Origin of the sequence: uncultured Anaerovibrio sp. (genome assembly GCA_902786545.1) — a bacterium.
In the GTDB taxonomy this organism is placed as follows: Bacteria; Bacillota; Negativicutes; order Selenomonadales; family Selenomonadaceae; genus Anaerovibrio.
The window spans coordinates 1-18,004 of the sequence record CADACU010000018.1; the positions used below are offsets into that span (position 1 = coordinate 1).

General features: G+C 47.4%; 17 protein-coding genes. 11 read left to right on the forward strand and 6 right to left on the reverse strand.

Annotation, left to right across the window (positions count from 1 at the left end):
- Nucleotides 1-377: 377 nt before the first annotated feature.
- The 3 genes from QZV24_RS05090 to QZV24_RS05100 all read left to right on the forward strand — a co-directional run bounded on the left by QZV24_RS05090 (nt 378) and on the right by QZV24_RS05100 (nt 3,860).
- The gene (locus QZV24_RS05090; RefSeq protein ID WP_294521038.1) at nt 378-956 is read left to right on the forward strand and encodes a peptidoglycan-binding protein; all 579 of its coding nucleotides are present in this window, start codon (nt 378-380) and stop codon (nt 954-956) included.
- A gap of 236 nt (nt 957-1,192) precedes the next feature.
- Nucleotides 1,193-1,594, forward strand: coding sequence for a hypothetical protein (locus QZV24_RS05095; RefSeq protein ID WP_294521043.1), 402 nt, complete (start codon nt 1,193-1,195; stop codon nt 1,592-1,594).
- A 109-nt stretch (nt 1,595-1,703) separates the two neighbouring features.
- Nucleotides 1,704-3,860, forward strand: a complete 2,157-nt coding sequence (locus tag QZV24_RS05100; RefSeq protein WP_294521045.1) for a hybrid sensor histidine kinase/response regulator — start codon at nt 1,704-1,706, stop codon at nt 3,858-3,860.
- Between the two features lie 46 nt (nt 3,861-3,906).
- Here QZV24_RS05100 and QZV24_RS05105 read toward each other — a convergent pair whose 3' ends face one another.
- The 3 genes from QZV24_RS05105 to QZV24_RS05115 all read right to left on the reverse strand — a co-directional run bounded on the left by QZV24_RS05105 (nt 3,907) and on the right by QZV24_RS05115 (nt 5,358).
- Nucleotides 3,907-4,080: a type II toxin-antitoxin system Phd/YefM family antitoxin gene (locus QZV24_RS05105; protein WP_290656693.1), complete on the reverse strand. Its 174-nt coding sequence runs from the start codon at nt 4,078-4,080 to the stop codon at nt 3,907-3,909.
- A 22-nt stretch (nt 4,081-4,102) separates the two neighbouring features.
- A complete protein-coding gene (locus tag QZV24_RS05110; protein ID WP_294521049.1) occupies nt 4,103-4,333 on the reverse strand; it encodes a hypothetical protein in 231 nt (76 codons plus the stop codon).
- 71 nt (nt 4,334-4,404) lie between these two features.
- Nucleotides 4,405-5,358, reverse strand: a complete 954-nt coding sequence (locus QZV24_RS05115; protein WP_290656689.1) for a magnesium transporter CorA family protein — start codon at nt 5,356-5,358, stop codon at nt 4,405-4,407.
- 339 nt (nt 5,359-5,697) lie between these two features.
- On the opposite strand from QZV24_RS05115, the gene QZV24_RS05120 reads away from it, so the two are divergent.
- On the forward strand, nt 5,698-6,402 hold the full coding sequence (locus tag QZV24_RS05120; protein ID WP_294521052.1) for a TVP38/TMEM64 family protein: 705 nt from the start codon (nt 5,698-5,700) through the stop codon (nt 6,400-6,402).
- Nucleotides 6,403-6,470: 68 nt separating this feature from the next.
- Here QZV24_RS05120 and QZV24_RS05125 read toward each other — a convergent pair whose 3' ends face one another.
- The 3 genes from QZV24_RS05125 to QZV24_RS05135 form a co-directional block, all read right to left on the reverse strand.
- Nucleotides 6,471-7,709, reverse strand: a complete 1,239-nt coding sequence (locus tag QZV24_RS05125; protein ID WP_294521055.1) for an ATP-binding protein — start codon at nt 7,707-7,709, stop codon at nt 6,471-6,473.
- Between the two features lie 50 nt (nt 7,710-7,759).
- Complete coding sequence (locus QZV24_RS05130) at nt 7,760-8,989, reverse strand: LL-diaminopimelate aminotransferase (RefSeq protein WP_294521058.1); 1,230 nt, start codon at nt 8,987-8,989, stop codon at nt 7,760-7,762.
- A 133-nt stretch (nt 8,990-9,122) separates the two neighbouring features.
- The gene (locus tag QZV24_RS05135; protein ID WP_294521061.1) at nt 9,123-10,004 is read right to left on the reverse strand and encodes a LysR family transcriptional regulator; all 882 of its coding nucleotides are present in this window, start codon (nt 10,002-10,004) and stop codon (nt 9,123-9,125) included.
- A 207-nt stretch (nt 10,005-10,211) separates the two neighbouring features.
- On the opposite strand from QZV24_RS05135, the gene smc reads away from it, so the two are divergent.
- The 7 genes from smc (at nt 10,212) to QZV24_RS05170 (ending at nt 17,923) form a co-directional block, all read left to right on the forward strand.
- On the forward strand, nt 10,212-12,272 hold the full coding sequence (gene smc / locus QZV24_RS05140) for a chromosome segregation protein SMC (RefSeq protein ID WP_294521064.1): 2,061 nt from the start codon (nt 10,212-10,214) through the stop codon (nt 12,270-12,272).
- A 7-nt stretch (nt 12,273-12,279) separates the two neighbouring features.
- Entirely contained in the window at nt 12,280-13,701 is a 1,422-nt protein-coding gene (locus tag QZV24_RS05145; RefSeq protein ID WP_294521067.1) for a hypothetical protein, read from the forward strand.
- A 20-nt stretch (nt 13,702-13,721) separates the two neighbouring features.
- Nucleotides 13,722-14,636 carry a signal recognition particle-docking protein FtsY gene (gene ftsY / locus QZV24_RS05150; protein ID WP_294521070.1) on the forward strand — a complete coding sequence of 305 codons (915 nt, stop codon included), beginning with the start codon at nt 13,722-13,724 and terminating at the stop codon, nt 14,634-14,636.
- Nucleotides 14,637-14,702: 66 nt separating this feature from the next.
- Entirely contained in the window at nt 14,703-15,647 is a 945-nt protein-coding gene (locus tag QZV24_RS05155; RefSeq protein WP_290656675.1) for a nitronate monooxygenase, read from the forward strand.
- 12 nt (nt 15,648-15,659) lie between these two features.
- Nucleotides 15,660-16,100, forward strand: a complete 441-nt coding sequence (cdd, locus tag QZV24_RS05160; RefSeq protein WP_294521074.1) for a cytidine deaminase — start codon at nt 15,660-15,662, stop codon at nt 16,098-16,100.
- Between the two features lie 203 nt (nt 16,101-16,303).
- Nucleotides 16,304-17,152, forward strand: coding sequence for an undecaprenyl-diphosphate phosphatase (locus QZV24_RS05165; protein WP_290656671.1), 849 nt, complete (start codon nt 16,304-16,306; stop codon nt 17,150-17,152).
- A gap of 15 nt (nt 17,153-17,167) precedes the next feature.
- Entirely contained in the window at nt 17,168-17,923 is a 756-nt protein-coding gene (locus tag QZV24_RS05170) for an exodeoxyribonuclease III (protein WP_294521086.1), read from the forward strand.
- The last annotated feature ends 81 nt before the right edge of the window (nt 17,924-18,004 follow it).

Consider the following 18,004-nt stretch of genomic DNA (forward strand, 5'->3'; position numbering starts at 1 on the left):
GAGACAGATTGCCTAGTGGTACTAAGCTCGCCCGGCGCGGTGCTTGTGCTCACTAAGTGCCAAGGCAATCTGATGTCCCCTTATAGACACTCCAGCTGGTCTTACACAATTCCCAATTCTATAACAACCCCCTCAGTCATCTAAAGATGACAGCTCCCCCAAGGGAGCCGAGGAGAAATTCCCAAGTCTTAATTCCTCATTCCTAATTCTTAATTATCTTCGTGGATGAGGTCCAACCCGAAGGGCAAGAGGTAGCCCTGCGGAAAACATTTTCGGCTTCATTGCTAAAACTGTGCTATGACTGGGTTTTTGACACATTTACTGACGGTATGATATAATTTTTCCATCTTATTGTTAGAGAGAAAGGGGTGGCTTTTTTGAGACTTGGCAAGCTCAGTATTTGCACATTGGTATGTGCTGTGGTAATGATGGTTTGTTCTTCGGCACTGGCGTACGGGGTCCTGGTAAAGGAAGGTTCTACTGGTGAGACTGTGGAAAAGGTTCAGACCTTGTTGCAGGAAAATGGCTTTTATTCCGGAGCAATTACCGGTAAATGTGATAGTGCTACAGTTGAGGCGATTAAGCAGTTTCAGGAGTCTGAAGGGATTTTGGTAGACGGTGTCTGCGGCCCACAGACTTATAGAAGATTGGACCCACCACCTGCTCCAGTGGGATTGGAAAATGCCAGACGGGTGATGGTAAACGCGTCGGCCTACAGCCCATTTGAAACAAGTACTTGGACGGCAACCGGCACTATATTGCGGCGGGGGGTTATCGCTACTGATCCGGACTTCATTCCAATGGGTACCCGGGTGTATATTCCGGATTATGGTGAGGCTGTGGCTGAGGACAGAGGCACCAGTATTATCGGCAACAAAATCGACATTGCCTTTGATACCTATGAGGAAGCCTGTGCTTTTGGCCGGCAGGACATCGAAATTTTCATTTTAGATTGAATTATTGAGTTATGATGAAAGAAAGTTTTTATCATAACTCTTTTTTTGTGTATTTATGTATTTTTATGTATTTTTTATGTGCGTATATGAAAAATATGGTATTATACTTAAAAAATTATAGATAATTTAATTTAATTTTAAAAAGTTTTTTGTATAATATGTTATATTTTTACCCGGAGTATTTGGACACCCACCACAGGCCTGGTTTTCCTGTGGCAAAGCATTGCAGAAAGTGAGTGATAATCTTGTTTTCGTATCTAAAGGAAATCAAAAGTGACAATGAATTATTTCCATTTGCCAGTATTTCCAATATCGTAAGGGATAATTATGATGTCCGTTCCATTGGCAATGCCGTTCCCAAGAGCTTTTTGCGACGCCTGCTGGTAATGCTGGAGGATGAGGCAGGGGTGGTTTATTATGCCCAAAAACCGGATTCCATTTATATGATAAACCGGGTTTACGGTTGCAAGGAGCGGGTAATGGAGGTTTTTGGCAAAATTGATGAGCTTTTAAAATCCAGTCCGGCTGTGATAGTATCCGTCAATGATGATGAATATGTAATGAGCCGTACCATGCCCAAACGGATTGCCATTCCTCGGGAAAAGATGAGAAAAGTCGATATTACGGAATTGCTGTAGCATATACACAAAGTTTTTGAATTGTTGGAATAATTCTTGACTATCCGCTAGGTTTTTAGGAAAATATATTGTAAGAGGGTTTATACTTTTTGGGGAGGTATTGTGCCGTATGAGTATTCAAGACAAGGTATCTGAACTTGATGCTTATATAAAAGAATATTTGTGGCTGCTGGCAGAGGGACTGGATGAGGCGCGTTCCAACAATGAGGATTTGTTGACTGCTCTCCGTAAGAGCATCGGTTGTGGGTTTGCGTTTTGGCTTCAGCGGGATTTGCTGAAAAACAAGTTTACCTTTGCTGAGTGCAGTACCGACATGGACGGCATAGAGCTGGAAGGGGCGGAATTTCCAGTTGGACCAAATGATGTCAGGTCGTTGTCCAAGCTGTTGAATGATGATTTGATTGGGACTGGGCAGTTGAGCTTTTTGGGGAGCGACTTTGCCTGTCCTATGGTTTATTATGCCCTGATTATAGATGAAAAGGTACTGGCGCTGGTTGGCGTTATGGACTTTGAAAATGACCAGCGGGAGTGGACCCAAGAGGAAAAAGAAGCTGTTATGAAGGTCGGAAAGATTATCCGGCTGTGTTTTGAATATGATTATTTGCGGGATGTAAACAAACAGCAGATGAAAAAGCTGGATGCTCAGGTACAGACTGAGCAGAACCAGCGAAAGAAGTTGGAAGAGGCCCTTAATCAGGCGGAAACAGCCAATAAGGCCAAGCAGAGGTTCCTGTCCAATATGTCCCACGATATCCGTACGCCGATGAATGCCATTATCGGGTTTGCCACCTTGGCCAATACCCATATTCAGGAGCACGAACGGGTGCGGGATTATCTTAACAAGATTGCGGCTTCCAGTAAGCACTTGCTCAGTTTGTTCAATGATGTTCTGGATATTACCAGCATTGAAGAGGGGCGGGCCCAACTGGATGAGCTGCCTCATTCTCTGCCGGAGATGGTACGGGATGTTACCAAGATGGTGCGTGGCTTGGTTGAAGCCAAACAGATTAAGTTTGATTTTGAAACGGTGGATGTGGTTCATGAGCGGATTTATTGCGATAAGATGCGGTTCAATCAAATCATGCTCAACCTCATCAGCAATTCTATAAAATATGTTCAGCAGAATGGGACCATTGCTGTTATCATCACGGAAAAAGAAGTCAGTGAACGGGGCTTTGTCACCTTTGAATTTGTGGTCAAGGATGATGGGGAAGGCTTGAGTCCGGAATTCATTGAGCATATATTTGAGCCATTCGAGCGGGAAAAGCGGTCGGTCAAGGATGTTATGCAGGGTACCGGCCTGGGGATGGCTATAACCAAGAACCTCATTGATATGATGGGGGGCAGTATTTCCGTTCAAAGTGAAATGGGTGTGGGCACCGAGGTTACGGTCAACCTGGCTTTCAAGATACAGAGTGAACATTATGTTAATGGCACAGTCGGGGTGGTACCGGAAATCGAAGGCAAGCGGATAATGGTGATAAACAGTTCGTCGGACACCTGCAGCAGTATGGTTACTATGCTGGAGAATTTCGGGGCGTCTGCGGAATGGACTATGTCAGCCAGTGAAGCTATTCTTCGGGCTAAAATGGCTTGCCAGAAGGATGAGGGATATCAGGTGTTCTTTATCGACTGGCATATGCCGGATATGAGTGGTGTGGAAATCGTCAGACAGCTGAAACAGATTGTTTCGGATGATGTACCGATGGTTTTGGTGGTTGATGGCGATTATCAGGATATTGAAAGTGATGCAAAGGAAGTTGGCGTATTCGGGTTCCTGACCAAGCCGATTTTTGCTTCTGATGTGCAAGGCCTGCTCAAGGATGCCATGCAGAATGATGGCGTTGATGTGACAGTGCAATCTGTTGTTCAGGAGAATGAGTTTATCGGACGGCGTATTTTGTTGGCCGAGGATAATAAGATGAATCAGGAAATTGCCATTACTATTCTGGAAGATGCCGGGTTCTTTGTGGATTTGGCGGAAAATGGCGAAGTGGCTGTGGACAAGGTTATCAATCATCCAACTGGTCATTATGATTTGGTGCTGATGGATATCAAGATGCCGATTATGGATGGCTATGAGGCAACCCGTCGTATCAGGGCTTTGCCGGACGAAGGCAAGAAAAATATTCCGGTTATTGCCATGACGGCGGATGCTTTCTCGGAGGACAGGCAGTTGGCCTTCCAGTGTGGGATGAACGAGCATATCACCAAGCCGGTAGATGTGGATCGCCTGTTCAGTATCCTGAAATCGGTAATAAATTAAAAGCAAGCAAAAAGGCGGCTGTAGCCGCCTTTTGTATTGCCGATATTTATTCTTTATTCTTATATATTTGCTTCATTAGTCCGTTATAGGTTTCCATGGACATTACCACAAGATTTTTGTCGTTGGCCCGCTGTACCACAAAGGTTTCCGGTTCATCATTGGCCCGTTCCGCGTATATGGTAAATTCCTTGATAAAATCAGATGAAGATACTGCTATCATTTCTAGGCCTTTCTTGCTGTAACTAGCAGGATGTTTTTCCAAGCCGCGGATGAGAAACTGGCCGCAGGCTACGCTTCCGGATGGTTTTCAGGGCAGTGGGCATATCCAAATCATCCCGCTTATCGTCGTATTCATATACGCACAGGGGATGCTCTGTGCCCAATTCACTGGCGGGCATATAGACATATTCATCCGTATTGGTGTCGCCAAATATCACGCCGGCTTTCAGCTCGGCTTCGGTCATTGTTGCCATAAACAGCTCCTTTTGAATAAGTCTTCATTATGTCCGATGTTAACGGGGGCTATGACTATTTCCTCATTTTATCAGAACATATCCCGTTTCCAGAGAAGATAGCCGCAAATCCCTACCAACGCACCGGATATAACAAAGATATAGCTGAAGGCCCGGGTACTTTCTTCCATTGGTACCGGCACATTCATACCGAAGAAACTGGAAATAACAGTTGGTATAGCCAACAGAATGGTAACAGCCGCCAAAAATTTCATGACCTGGTTCAAATTGTTGGAAATAATGGAGGAGAAGGTGTCTGCCAGTCGGGCCAAGATTTTGCTGTACATTTCAACCATCTCTTTGGCCTGTTTGTTCTCAATGATAACATCCTCCAGCAAATCCTCGTCTTCCTCGTAGTATTTCAGCATCGGATGCATATTGGAGTTGGTCCGGAGTCGCATAAGCTTGTCCAGAACGGCACCATTGGACCGAAGGGAGGCGTTAAAGAAGGTCAGGGCTTTTTGCAGCTCCAACAGCTTCAATATCTCCTGATTTCGCATGGAATGGCGAAGATTGCCTTCGATTTCATCCGACTGTTTGCTTATCTGCCGCAAATAGGTCAAATAAAATGTGGCTGACCGGTACAGGATTTGAAACAAAAAACGGGTCTTTTTGAAAGTCCGGAAGAACCGGGCATTTTTTTCGTTAAAATAGGACAGGACCGGAGTTTCCTCCAGACATACGGTGATGATATACTCCTCGGTGACGATAATGGCCAGAGGCAGTGTATCATAGCCGCCTTCCTCACGCAGTACCGGGACATTGGTCAAAATCATGACGCTGTTGTCCTCGATATCGATATGGGAACGCTCCTCATCATCCAGTGCTGAACGGAGAAAGTCAGGTTCAACCTCGGTGAGATTGCCCACAACTTTCAGCTCGTATGGTGTAGGGTCAACAATGTTAATCCAGGCACCATTTTCCAAGGTCTTCAGACTGAGCTCGGTGAGAGGACCATTCTCATGGGATTTAAGGATTTTGAGCATAATGGTACTCCTTTCATATAAAAGAGACCATATATGGTTTTATCCCAACATAAGACAATGGCGGGGTAAAACGGATAGGATCTCTTGGGTTAATTTGGGGTTTCCCGGGGGTTCCGGACTCGGGTAATCGTTATCCATTTTTCCTCACCAACTTTTCTTGAAAATTTTTGTTTTGCTGTGTATATTAAATCTTTCAGCAAAGCCATTAAAATATTACTACTGGGGCGGGCTTTCGTCAATGCTTTTGTGGGATTATAGAATATTTTTCCAATAAATTGGCAAATTTTGAACAACTGCGGTATAATTTCCTCTGTCAAAGAAATTTGGGGGATAAGCAGTATGAAAAAATCAGGTTCAATGATAAAAATCGGGGCAGCAGGTCTGATGATGCTGTTGTTTTTGATCATATATCTGTTAAATCCGGCTTTTTTTAACGAGCTGTGGGCGGTATGTCTCAGCGGTGATATGCATCTGGTGGCGGAGTACATCAATTCCTTTGGACCCTGGGCCATGGTGTTCAGCTTTATGCTGGTGCTGTGTGTCAATGCCATAGGTTTTCCGCCGGCTATAATTTTTTCTTCGGCCAATGCCCTGATTTTCGGCATTGTTCCAGGGATAATCCTGGCCTGGCTGGCGGAAACAGTGGGAGTTACCATCAGTTTCTTGCTGCTGCGGTTTTTGTTTCGTGATGCAGCGGAGGAAATTATTGCCAAAAACGCCTATTTAAAACAAATCGATGATGTAAGCGGACGGGACGGCTTCAAGGTGATGCTCATTGCCCGTTTGGTGCCGTATTTGCCTTCCGGACTGCTGAATGCAGTGGGGGCACTGAGCAAAATGAGCTTGCGGGACTATGTGCTGGCGGCCCTTATCGGTAAGCTGCCCTCCACGGCCATTGAGGCCATGATTGGCCACGATGCGGTAACAGCCAGTGAAAACCCGTATCGGCTGGTGTTTAACATCTTGCTGGCGGCGGCGGTTATCGGTGGATTTTTCATCTATGAAAAACGCAACAAGAAAAAAGCGGAAAATGATAATGGATAAAGGTAAACTAAAAAGGGGATGTGAAAAATGCCGTTGCATTTTCCACATCCTCTTTTTGGTGTAAAAAATTATTTCATCTGGCCCAGATAGTGGATGACAAACTGGCGGGCACTGCGCCCACTGCGGCCGGAATGCTCCAAATTCCAACGGTGCCCCAGTATCCGCAGTTCCTCCCGGTCCAATTTTATATCCTCCTGCTGGAGGAAGTGGTCGATAATATCCAAATATTCATCCTGAGTTGGTTCCAGATAAGTAATGATAAGCCCGAACCGGTCAGACAGGGAAATGGTTTCGTTGATACTGTCATTTCTAAACAGCTCGTCCTGTCCGTCCGCCCGATCCCGCCAGGTTTCCCGAATGAGATGACGGCGGTTGGAGGTGGCGTAAATCAGCACATTTTCCGGGCAGGATTCCACGCCGCCCTCGATGGCGGATTTTAGATATTTGTAGTCGCTGTCCGACTCCTCAAAAGACAGGTCATCAAAGAAAATGATAAACCGCTTGCTGGCATATTGGCGCAGCGTAGCCATTATTTTGGGCAGTTCGTTGAGCTGAGCCTTCTGCATTTGCAGCAGTCGCAGTCCTTCTGTGTAATAGGCCCGGGCCAGAGCCTTTACTCCGGAGGATTTTCCAGTGCCACGGGCACCGACCAGCAACACATTGTTGGCCGGTTTTTTATGGATAAAGGCCAGTGTGTTGTTGATGAGCTGCTCCTTTTGTCGCTTGTAGCCAATAATGTCCGCAAAATCCATAGCTTCAAAATGACGGATGCCCTGCAGCTTCTGGTGCTTAGAATCCCAGGCAAAGGCCTGATATGAGGCGATTTCACCGTAGCCGTATTTGTGATAAAAGGCCAGAAAAGCGTCTGTAACAGCTTCCGGTGTGGTGCAGCCCTGCAGCTTTTCATTGAGATAACGGGTGGCCTCCAGGGTATATGGGATGGACGGCTGGTAGTTATCCAATAGGCTGATGTTTACAATTGTAGACGCGGGCTGAAAAAGGGCGGGCATCAGTTTTTTTACATCGTGGACAAAGGCCTTTTTTAGGCTTTCCCCTACGGCACCTTGGGCGCTTTCGGCCATTTTGGCGGCCAGACAGCCCTCTTGGCTGAGCAGGTGAAGAAACATGGCTCGTATTAAATTGCCGCTCCATCCGTTATTTTCCGCCTTTTCAATCAGATGACCGGCAAAGGCATGGCTAAGGGCTAGATTTTTCGGTTCGGCACTGGCAGCTATCAGCTCCTGAACCAGCTTGTCTTTCAGGATACTGCGGCAAATCAGCATGTTTTCCAGGTCAAGGGTAATCATATAAATACCTCCAGAAGAGAAAAAAGAAATGTAACTTAGGTGGTAATAGTTTAAAATCTCAGCTTATTTTTGATGCGTTCCACAGCTTCCAGAGTCTTTTCCCGCTGACCAAAGGCGGTGAGCCGGAAATAGCCCTCGCCGCATGGTCCAAAGCCGGCCCCTGGGGTGCCAACAATATTTACTTCCTTTAGGAGCTTGTCAAAGAAATCCCAGGATGGCATATTATTTGGTGTCTTTAGCCAGATATAAGGTGAATTTACGCCACCGAAGCAGGCAATCCCTGTGGAGGAAATTCCCTCCCGGATAATTTTGGCATTTTCCATATAATAATCAATAGTAGCCTGGACCTGTTGCTGGCCTGCCGGAGTAAAAATAGCGGCGGCTCCCCGTTGGATGATATAGGCAGTGCCGTTGAACTTGGTGGTATGACGGCGGTTCCACAGCGGATTGAGGGGCTTTTTGGTGCCGTCAACCGTTTTCCCCATTACTGTCTTTGGCAAAACAATATAGCCACAGCGGGTACCGGTAAATCCGGCGGTTTTGGAGAAGGAGCGGAACTCAATAGCCACTTCTTTAGCTCCTTCGATTTCAAAAATAGTATGGGGTACATCTTTTTCGGAAATGTAAGCACTGTAGGCCGCATCAAAGAGAATGATGGACTCGTTTGCCCGGGCATAGTCAACCCAGACCTTCAGCTGGTCCCGGGTGAGGGTAGTGCCGGTTGGATTGTTCGGACAACACAGATAGATTAAGTCCACCCGTTTTTCCGGCAGGGGAGGTACAAAGCCATTTTCCGCCGTACAGGGCAGATAGGTGACCCCGGCATAGCGGCCATCCGGCTGGAGAAGTCCGGTACGACCCGCCATTACATTGGTATCAAGGTACACCGGGTACACCGGATCAGTAATGGCAATGGTGTTATCTGTGGCGAAGATTTCCTGAATGTTGCCGCAGTCACTTTTTGCTCCATCGGACACAAAGACTTCATCTGGTTCAATGCCACAGTTCTGGTAATTGTTTTCAATAATGGCATCGATGAGGAAGCTGTAGCCCTGCTCCGGGCCGTAGCCCCGGAAGGTATCGGCATTGGCCATCTCGTCAACAGCCTTATGCATAGCTTCAATACAGGCCGCCGGCAACGGCTGGGTAACATCCCCGATACCCAGTGAGATAACATCGGCCTCCGGATGGGCTTCTTTGTAAGCAGCCGTGCGGTGGGCTGTTTCGCGGAATAGATAACTCCCAGCCAGCTTCAAATAGTTTTCGTTGATAATTGCCATGATAAATCCTCCAATCTTATATATGCAATGTGATTGATTAAACAGGATAGTAATAGAAAACAAGCCGGCAACAACAGAACATCACTGAGTCTGCTGTTACCGGCACGCCATTGTACCGCTATTATTTTAACAATTACTGGTTTGTATTTAAAGTGTTTTTGCAAAAATCAATAAATGATTGGGCGGCTTTGGAAATATACCGCTCTTTCTTCCATGCCAGACCCAGATCCACATAGATTGGTTCAGCAAAGGAAAGCGGCTTGATACCCGGTGTTCCCTTGACAATGAAATCCAGCAGGAAGGAAATACCCACATTGCTGCTGACCAAACCCTTGATTGTTTCAATCTGATTGGACTCCAGTACAATGTTAGGAGTAATATTGGCCATTTTCAGCTTGTTCAGTACCATATACCGCAAGAAGGAACCTTCCTTCAGCATAATCAGGTCAGTGTTGGCCAAATCATGTATAGTCAAGGAGTTCTTTTTGGCCAGAGGATGTTGGGACGGCACACAGGCCACAATTTGATTGCGGGTCATTGGCAGGAGCTGCAGATTGGCAGAAGCGTCCGACAGGATAACAATACCGAAATCCAGCTCATCTCGTTCCAGCTGCTCCCGAATGGTCATGGAGCCTTCTTCATATAGATAAATGTCTAGATGAGGATACAGATGCTGAAAGCTGGAAAAAATCTTTGGAAACAGGTAGGCACCAATCATGGACGGAATGCCGATTTTGATGGTTCCCTTCTGAAGCTGTTTGTAGTCATTGACTTCTATCACCGCGTCCTGAATGTTTCTGAGGGCTAATTCAATGCGGTTTAAGAATATAGAACCCTCCGGCGTAAGTGAGAGTTGTTTTTGACTGCGGTCAAATAATTGTATACCCAGCTCCGCCTCCAGCTTTTTGATGGCCACAGTAATGTTTGGCTGGGATACATTGAGCCGTTCAGCGGCCCGGGTAATATTCTTCAGCCGGCTGGCCATTTGGAAATATTCCAGTTGTCGTAATTCCACAGTACATCACCCCGAAATTGTACATAAGGTAATAATAAATTAAAATTATCTAAAAGAATTATACCATATATTTTGCAAATGTTAAACGGATTTTATGATATGATAATGAAAATTTATATTTTAAGATGAAAGGGGGAAAATTCGCCATAAAAGGCTAATTATGATAAAATAAGATGTTATTAAATTCTGTGTAGGCTGGTGTTATATTTGCAGGTAAAAAGACTGGAGGCTTATGGTTTTAAGACCTTCGCTGATAAAATAGAGGTGGATTTTGACAAGGGAATTACCGCCATCGTTGGTCCAAACGGCAGCGGCAAGAGCAATATTTCCGATGCTATAAAATGGGTATTGGGGGAGCAAAATGTCCGTAATATCCGGGGAACCAAGGCGGAGGATGTTATATTTAACGGTAGCTCAGCCCGGCGGCCTATGGGGGTGGCGGAGGTTTCCCTGGTTTTCGACAATGATGGCACTCTGCCGGTGGATTTTCAGGAAGTCATTATTACCAGACGATTGTTTCGCAACGGCGACAGCGAATTTTACATAAACAAATCCCGGTGCCGATTGAAGGATATAACCAATCTGTTTGCCGATACCGGTATCGGGCACGACAGTATGGGCATCATAAGTCAGAACAAGATTGATGCTATTTTGAATGCCCGGCCGGAGGAACGGCGGCTGTTTTTTGAGGAAGCCGCTGGAATTACCAAATATCGGAACCGGAAACGGGAATCCATGCGCAAGCTGGAGGATACCGAGGCCAATCTTCTTCGGGTGCAGGACATCATCGGGGAAATTGAAAACCGGCTGGAGCCTTTGCAGCTAAGTGCGGAAAAGACAGAAAAATATAATGCTCTACAGATTGAGCTGAAAAAGTTTAATCTGGCAGGGATTTACCTGGATTATTTGGCTTTGACCAAAAAACGGGACAAGCATCGGACTGCCATCAAGGCCAAGCAGGATCAGGAAACGGCGGCCAAAACGGCCCTGCAGTTATCCGAAAACCGGAAGGAGCAGTACAACAAGGTTATTCTGGAGCTGGAAAAGGAACAGGAAAGTGTAGCCCAACGCCGGAATGAGGTGCATAGTCAGATTGAGGCAGCGGAAAGCGAGATAAAGGTGCTGGAGGAACGCCGCCGTCAGGGTAAAGCGGCCCGCCGACTGTTGAGTCAGCAGATGGTTGAGTTAAACAGTGCGGTAAAGGAGGCTCAGGCGGATATCGAGGCAGCCGGCAGCAGTGAGATGGAGTCCAAGGCGGCTCTGGCCGATGTCGTTGACCAGATAAGGGCCAATCGGGAGAAGGCCAAAAAGCTGCGGGAGTCTCTGCAGGCCAAGCGGGATACCCAGCAAAAAATCCAGCAGGATTTTCAGGGAAAGTCAGCTGAACTGAATCAAAAAACCAGTGAGCTGATGGTGCTGGAGCGGGATCTGGCCAGCGATAGTCAGCTGAGGGATGAGCAGAGAGCTCAGCTGGATACCTTAAACAGGGAGCTTTTTGCCAAGGAATTGGAACTGAAGCGCCGGTCGGCCGATTTGGCTACAGCCGAAGGAGAGCAGCGGCAGCAGACAGCCGACCTCCGGCAATTGGAGGAGCAGCTCCGGCGGGATAAGGAGTCCTTGGTGGATATTATTCAACGCAAGGCACAGCAGGACAGCCAGCTGCAAAAGATAACCAGCCGGCTGCAGATAATGGAAAAGCTGCAGCAGTCCTATGAGGGCTTTGGCAAGGCGGTAAAACAGGTGCTGAAAAGCGAGGCTGACTGGCGTTCCGGGGTCTGCGGTACTGTGGCAGAGCTCATGACAGTGCCCGGTAAATACATTACAGCGGTAGAAACGGCTTTGGGCAGCAGTCTGCAGAATATTGTCACCAAGGATACGGATACAGCCAAGGCGGCCATTGAATTTTTAAAACAGGCTAAAGCTGGTCGGGTAACCTTCCTGCCTTTGTCGGATATTATTCCCAAGAAAAGTCGTGAGCAGTTGCCGGGGCATATGCCGGGGATTGTCGGCTGGGGCAGTGAAATTGTGTCGGCTGAGCCAATGTATAAGCCTGTGGTGGAATTTTTGCTGGGACGAACCCTGATAGTGGATAGCTTGGATAATGCCATTGCCTTAAATCGGCATATGGGACAGCGCTTGCGGATTGTTACCCTGGAAGGGGAATTGTTAAGTCCCGGCGGGGCTATGACCGGTGGTAGTCATCAGCATCGGGAAAGCAGTTTCCTAAATCGCCAGGGCGAAATACAGCAGCTCAGGGAGGAGCAATGATAAGGATATGGACAGCCGGCGGAATGAACTGCATAATTTGGAGCTGCAGGTACAGGAATATCAGCTGGTTTGTCAATCATTGACTGAAAATATTGATAAGGACCGGGATAATCAACGAAGCTTGCAGGAGACTTTGGCCAATGCCCAAGCCGATTTTGCGGCATTGGAGGCCAGAGTCGGTGCGCTGCGGGAGGCCATTTCCCAGCAGGATGGCGATAATAAAGCCTTGTCAGACCAGCTGCAGGCTTTGACTGATGAGTACGACCAGCTGGATCAGGAAGCAGATGAGCTGGCGGCCCATACTAACCGACTGGAGCATGAGCAGACTGTTTATGAACAGAATTTGCTGCTGGTAAAGGAAAAGACCTTGCTTCGCCAGCGAGAGCTGGACCGCAATCAGGAAACCATCGGCCAAAACCAGCAGGAAATCCATCGGCTGGACGATGAGCTGGAGCAGAGCCAGACCCAGATTGGGCAGCTGCTTACCCGCATTCAGCAGCTGCAAAATGATTTTGCGGCTGCCAAAAAGGATTATAATGAGGTTTATAACAACCGAATGAATAAACTGGTGGAAAGCCAGAAAAATGAGAAGGAAACCAGAGAGGCCCAGAACCGGCTCAATGAAATTCAGGCAGAGCTGCACAAGCTGGAAATGGATGCTTCCCATACTGAATACGATTTGGATCAGCTGCAGCAGCATATGCTGTCCGAGCATGGCATTTTGCCGGAACGGGCGGCGGAGCTGGTACCGGAAATGGAACCACCGGCTTTGAAGCGGGAGCTGAAACGCCTGGAGCGGGAGATTGAAGCTTTGGGACTGGTGAATCCAAATGCCCCGGCGGAATATCAGGAGCAGCTGGAACGGCATGATTTCCTTTCCGGCAATGCAGCCGATTTGGTGGCGGCCAAGGGGGATTTGCTGAAGATTATTGGTGAAATGGATGCCACCATGACCACTCAGTTTACGGAGGCCTTCCATCAGATAAATGCTTTCTTTGGCGACATTTTTGTCCGCCTGTTTGGTGGTGGTATGGCCAAGATTACCCTTACCGACAAGGAAAATGTACTGGAGTCCGGTGTGGATATTATGGTGCAGGTTCCGGGAAAAAAGCAGCAGAATTTGGCGGTATTGTCCGGCGGCGAGCGCGCCCTTACGGTGGTAGCTCTGTTATTTTCCTTTCTGCAGTATCGGCCAGCGCCATTCTCCCTATTGGACGAAATTGATGCCCCGTTGGATGAGGCCAACATTGGCCGGTATGGCAGCTTTCTGGAAGAATATGCGGACAATACCCAGTTTATTGTGGTAACTCACCGCAAGGGGACAATGGAAGTGGCCAACTCAATGTATGGCGTGACCGTGGAGGATGCCGGTGTGTCCAAGATATTGTCGGTAAAGCTGAAGGATGCGGAAAGCTATGTGGACAACTAAGATTATTTGGAGGAATTGTTGTGGGATTTTTTGATAAGTTAAAACAGGGATTGACCAAAACTCGGGCGTCTATTACTGAGCGAATTGAAAAGCTGGTGATTGGCTACGCAGATATAGATGATGATTTGCTGGATGAGCTGGAGGAAATCCTCATTATGGCCGATGTGGGGGTAAACACCACAGAACGGCTGATGGAGTCCGTGCGAAAGGGCATAAAAAAGAAGGAAATCAACTCGCCGGAGGATTTGAAGCCATTTTTGCAGCGACAGATTTCTGATTTGCTCACCCGTGACTCCAATGAAATAAATATGGCCCAGTCCGGACCAACGGTATTTTTGGTTATCGGTGTCAATGGGGTAGGCAAGACTACCACCATTGGCAAGCTCAGTGCCTATTACAAGTCTCAGGGCAAGACAGTTATGCTGGCTGCAGCGGATACCTTTCGGGCCGCGGCCATTGACCAATTGGAAATATGGGGACAGCGTACTGAGGCCAAGGTTATTCGGCATGAGGAAAACTCTGATCCGGCGGCAGTGGCCTATGATGCGGTAAAAGCGGCAGTAGCCCGCAATGTGGATGTACTGCTGATCGATACCGCCGGTCGTCTGCAGACCAAGTCCAATCTGATGGAGGAGCTGAAGAAAATAAATCGGGTTATTCAGCGGGAAATACCGGATGCTCCCCATGAAACCCTCTTGGTTTTGGATGCTACCACTGGTCAGAATGCCATCAGTCAGGCCAAGCTTTTTACCGAAGCGGCGCCGATTTCCGGTATTGTGCTCACCAAGCTGGATGGTACAGCCAAGGGCGGCGTAGTAATCGGTATCAAGGCGGAGCTTTCCATGCCGGTCAAATGGATTGGCGTAGGAGAAGGGGTGGAGGATTTGCGACCTTTTGTGGCAGATGACTTTGCCAAGGCACTGTTCGAGGGATAACAAGTAACTGCTGTTTTTTAGCAGAAATATTAGGGGTAAATTGTCAGTAAAAGTGGAGGTGCAACAATGGGTAAAAGTATTTGTGAGGTTCTGGGGATAAAATATCCGATTATTCAGGGAGGCATGGCCTGGATTTCTGATGCCAAAATGGCAGCGGCTGTGTCCAATGCCGGTGGGGCCGGCATTATCTCCTGTGGGGGCCGGACCACGGATTATGTGCGGGAGGAAATTCGCAAGGCTAAGACTTTGACGGACAAGCCATTTGGTGTGAATATCATGCTGATGGCACCGAATAAGGATGAAATTTTGGAGGTTATTTGTCAGGAGAAGCCGGCGTTTGTTACCCTGGGGGCCGGCAATCCGGTGCCATTTGTGGAGCCGCTTCATCAGGCCGGTATCAAGGTTGTGCCGGTGGTACCAAATGTGAAGCTGGCCAAGCGGTTGGAGGACAATAAGGCTGATGCCATTGTGGTAGAAGGTATGGAAGCCGGGGGCCACATTGGGGTGCTTACCACCATGGCATTGATGACCCAGGTTATTCCGGAGGTAAGTATTCCGGTGGTAATGGCTGGCGGGTTTGCTGATGGCCGGGGTATTGCGGCGGCCCTGTTGATGGGTGCTGCCGGTGTACAGATAGGTACCAGATTTTTGGTGGCCGAGGAATGCCCGGTACACGCCAATTTCAAGCAGAAGCTCATTGAGGCCAAGGATACCGATACCATTGTTACCGGCCAGACTATTAAGAGTGCCGTACGGGGGCTGAAAAACAAATTCTCCGAGGAATATCAGGCGTTGGAATTTTCTGGCAAGGCTACCAAGGAAGAGCTGTTGAAAATGGCCACCGGTACCAATAAGCTGGCTGCCGTGGATGGCGATGTGGAAAATGGTATGATACAGGCCGGACAGAGCCTGACTCCAATCCGGAAGATTGAGCCTATGGCGGATATTATTGAAGCATTGGTGACTGAGGCCAGAGAAACGCTGAAGGCCGCCCAATCAATCACGCTGTAATGGAGCTGGGCCATGGAAAGTTATACCGAAAGAAATGACTATGACCGGTCAAAATTGATAAAGGCGGCCTTGGATGTGCTGCCCCGGTCCTATGCGCCATATTCCCATTTTAATGTAGGAGCGGCGGTGCTGATGGATAACGGTGAGATGTATACCGGGGTGAATATTGAAAATGCCGCCTATTCGGCTACTATATGTGCGGAGCGGACGGCTATATTTAAGGCTATTGCAGCGGATAAGAACGCGAAAATTGTGGCGTTGGCTGTGGTGGGGGGCAAGGACTATACCGTAACAGACTACTGTGTGCCTTGTGGAATATGTCGTCAGGTGATGCGGGAGTTTGCTGAGCCGGATCATATGCAGGTGATAGTGGCCAAAAGCGTGACTGACTATAAGGCAATGAGTTTGGCGGAGCTGCTGCCCATGAGCTTTGGACCGAACATGTTGGGGTAGGGGACCATCGGCGAAACGCCAAGTGGTATAAAATTCCATAAAATTATGGAATTTTTTGAACAACTGCGTTATGCCGAGATATCTTTTGAACCATCGGCGAAACGCTAAGTAGTATATTTTTCCATATTTGTATGGAAAAATTTGAACGATTGCGTTATAATCTTTCTGTTTGATTTGAAAAGAAATACAGGGAGAGATAAAAATTGGATTTAACTATAATGGAGTTAATAAAAACAGTTATTCTTGGTGTGGTGGAAGGCCTTACGGAATGGCTGCCAATCAGTAGCACCGGTCATATGATTTTGGTGGACGAATTCATCAAGCTGGATGTGTCCAAGTCATTTATGGATATGTTCCTGGTGGTTATCCAGCTGGGAGCTATTTTGGCGGTTGTGGTGCTTAACTTTGAAAAGCTGAACCCCTTTGCCGGGTACAAGAATCAAGCGGAAAAACGGGCAACCTATCGTCTGTGGTACAAGGTTATTTTTGCCTGTGTTCCGGCCGGTGTTATCGGACTGATGTTCAACAAGTATATGGAAGAACATTTTATGACGGCACCAGTGGTGGCGGCTACCTTGATTTTTTACGGCATAATGTTTATTGTGGTAGAAAATTACAACAAGAACCGTACTCCGGCGGTTAGTGATTTGGACAAGCTCAGCTACAAGACTGCGTTTATTATTGGTCTGTTTCAGGTGTTGTCCCTGATACCGGGGACTTCCCGTTCCGGAGCTACTATTCTGGGGGGGATTATGTTTGGCGCATCCCGTTATGTGGCGGCAGAGTTTACCTTCTTTTTGGCAATTCCGGTTATGTTTGGTGCCAGCTTGTTGAAGATGGTCAAGTTTGGTTTTCATTACACCGGGGCTGAAATTTTGATTTTGGTGGTTGGTATGGCCACTGCCTTTGTGGTTTCCATATTGTCCATTAAATTTTTGCTGAAATACATTAAAAACAACGATTTTAAGGCCTTTGGCTACTATCGCATAGTTTTGGGCCTGATAGTGATCGCCTATCTCGTTATGGTGGGAGACCCTACCCAGAATGGCTGATAAGGGGGACAGTGTATGCGGTTTGTTTCATGGAATGTCAATGGCCTTCGGGCCTGTTTGACCAAAGGATTTATGGAATCCTTCCGGGATATGGATGCGGATGTTTTCTGCCTGCAGGAAACCAAAATGCAGCCAGAGCAGGCTATACTGGATTTGCCTGGATATAAGCAATACTGGAACAGTGCGGAGAAAAAAGGTTATTCCGGTACAGCAGTGTTTACCCGGGTGGAGCCTGTGGATGTATCCTATGGATTGGGCATTGAGGAACATGACCATGAGGGCCGGGTTATTACGCTGGAATTTGCGGACTATTATCTGGTGACGGTGTATACCCCCAACTCTCAAAAGGAGCTGGCCCGACTCAGCTATCGGATGGAATGGGAAAAGGCATTTCGGGATTATGTCTGCAGTCTTGACCGAAAGAAACCGGTGATTATCTGTGGGGATTTGAATGTGGCCCACAAGGAAATAGATTTGAAAAATCCCAAGACAAACCACAAGAATGCCGGCTTTACCGATGATGAGCGTCAGAAATTTACCGAGCTGTTGGCAGCAGGCTTTACGGACACCTTCCGCAAGGTATACCCGGATGTAACAGGTGCTTACACCTGGTGGTCGTATCTGCGGAAGGCAAGGGCCAATAACGCGGGATGGCGGATAGATTACTTTTTGGTATCCAACCGATTGGACAACCAGATTGAGTCGGCTACTATATACAACGAAATTTTTGGCAGTGACCATTGCCCGGTGGGGCTGGAACTAAAGGAATAATTTGAGGGGACTGTGACAAGGCGTTTAGCGGTTGGTCACGGTCCTTTTTCCTTTTAACTTGTAATTGAAAAAATAGTGTCA

Bases quoted from the DNA above. Each gene is read 5' to 3' on its own strand.
- QZV24_RS05125 (WP_294521055.1), bottom strand. From the start codon at position 7,709: ATGATTACCCTTGACCTGGAAAACATGCTGATTTGCCGCAGTATCCTG.
- QZV24_RS05100 (WP_294521045.1), top strand. From the start codon at position 1,704: ATGAGTATTCAAGACAAGGTATCTGAACTTGATGCTTATATAAAAGAA.
- QZV24_RS05130 (WP_294521058.1), bottom strand. From the start codon at position 8,989: ATGGCAATTATCAACGAAAACTATTTGAAGCTGGCTGGGAGTTATCTA.
- QZV24_RS05105 (WP_290656693.1), bottom strand. From the start codon at position 4,080: ATGATAGCAGTATCTTCATCTGATTTTATCAAGGAATTTACCATATAC.
- QZV24_RS05145 (WP_294521067.1), top strand. From the start codon at position 12,280: ATGGACAGCCGGCGGAATGAACTGCATAATTTGGAGCTGCAGGTACAG.
- QZV24_RS05120 (WP_294521052.1), top strand. From the start codon at position 5,698: ATGAAAAAATCAGGTTCAATGATAAAAATCGGGGCAGCAGGTCTGATG.
- QZV24_RS05110 (WP_294521049.1), bottom strand. From the start codon at position 4,333: ATGGCAACAATGACCGAAGCCGAGCTGAAAGCCGGCGTGATATTTGGC.
- QZV24_RS05170 (WP_294521086.1), top strand. From the start codon at position 17,168: ATGCGGTTTGTTTCATGGAATGTCAATGGCCTTCGGGCCTGTTTGACC.
- QZV24_RS05155 (WP_290656675.1), top strand. From the start codon at position 14,703: ATGGGTAAAAGTATTTGTGAGGTTCTGGGGATAAAATATCCGATTATT.
- QZV24_RS05115 (WP_290656689.1), bottom strand. From the start codon at position 5,358: ATGCTCAAAATCCTTAAATCCCATGAGAATGGTCCTCTCACCGAGCTC.
- cdd (WP_294521074.1), top strand. From the start codon at position 15,660: ATGGAAAGTTATACCGAAAGAAATGACTATGACCGGTCAAAATTGATA.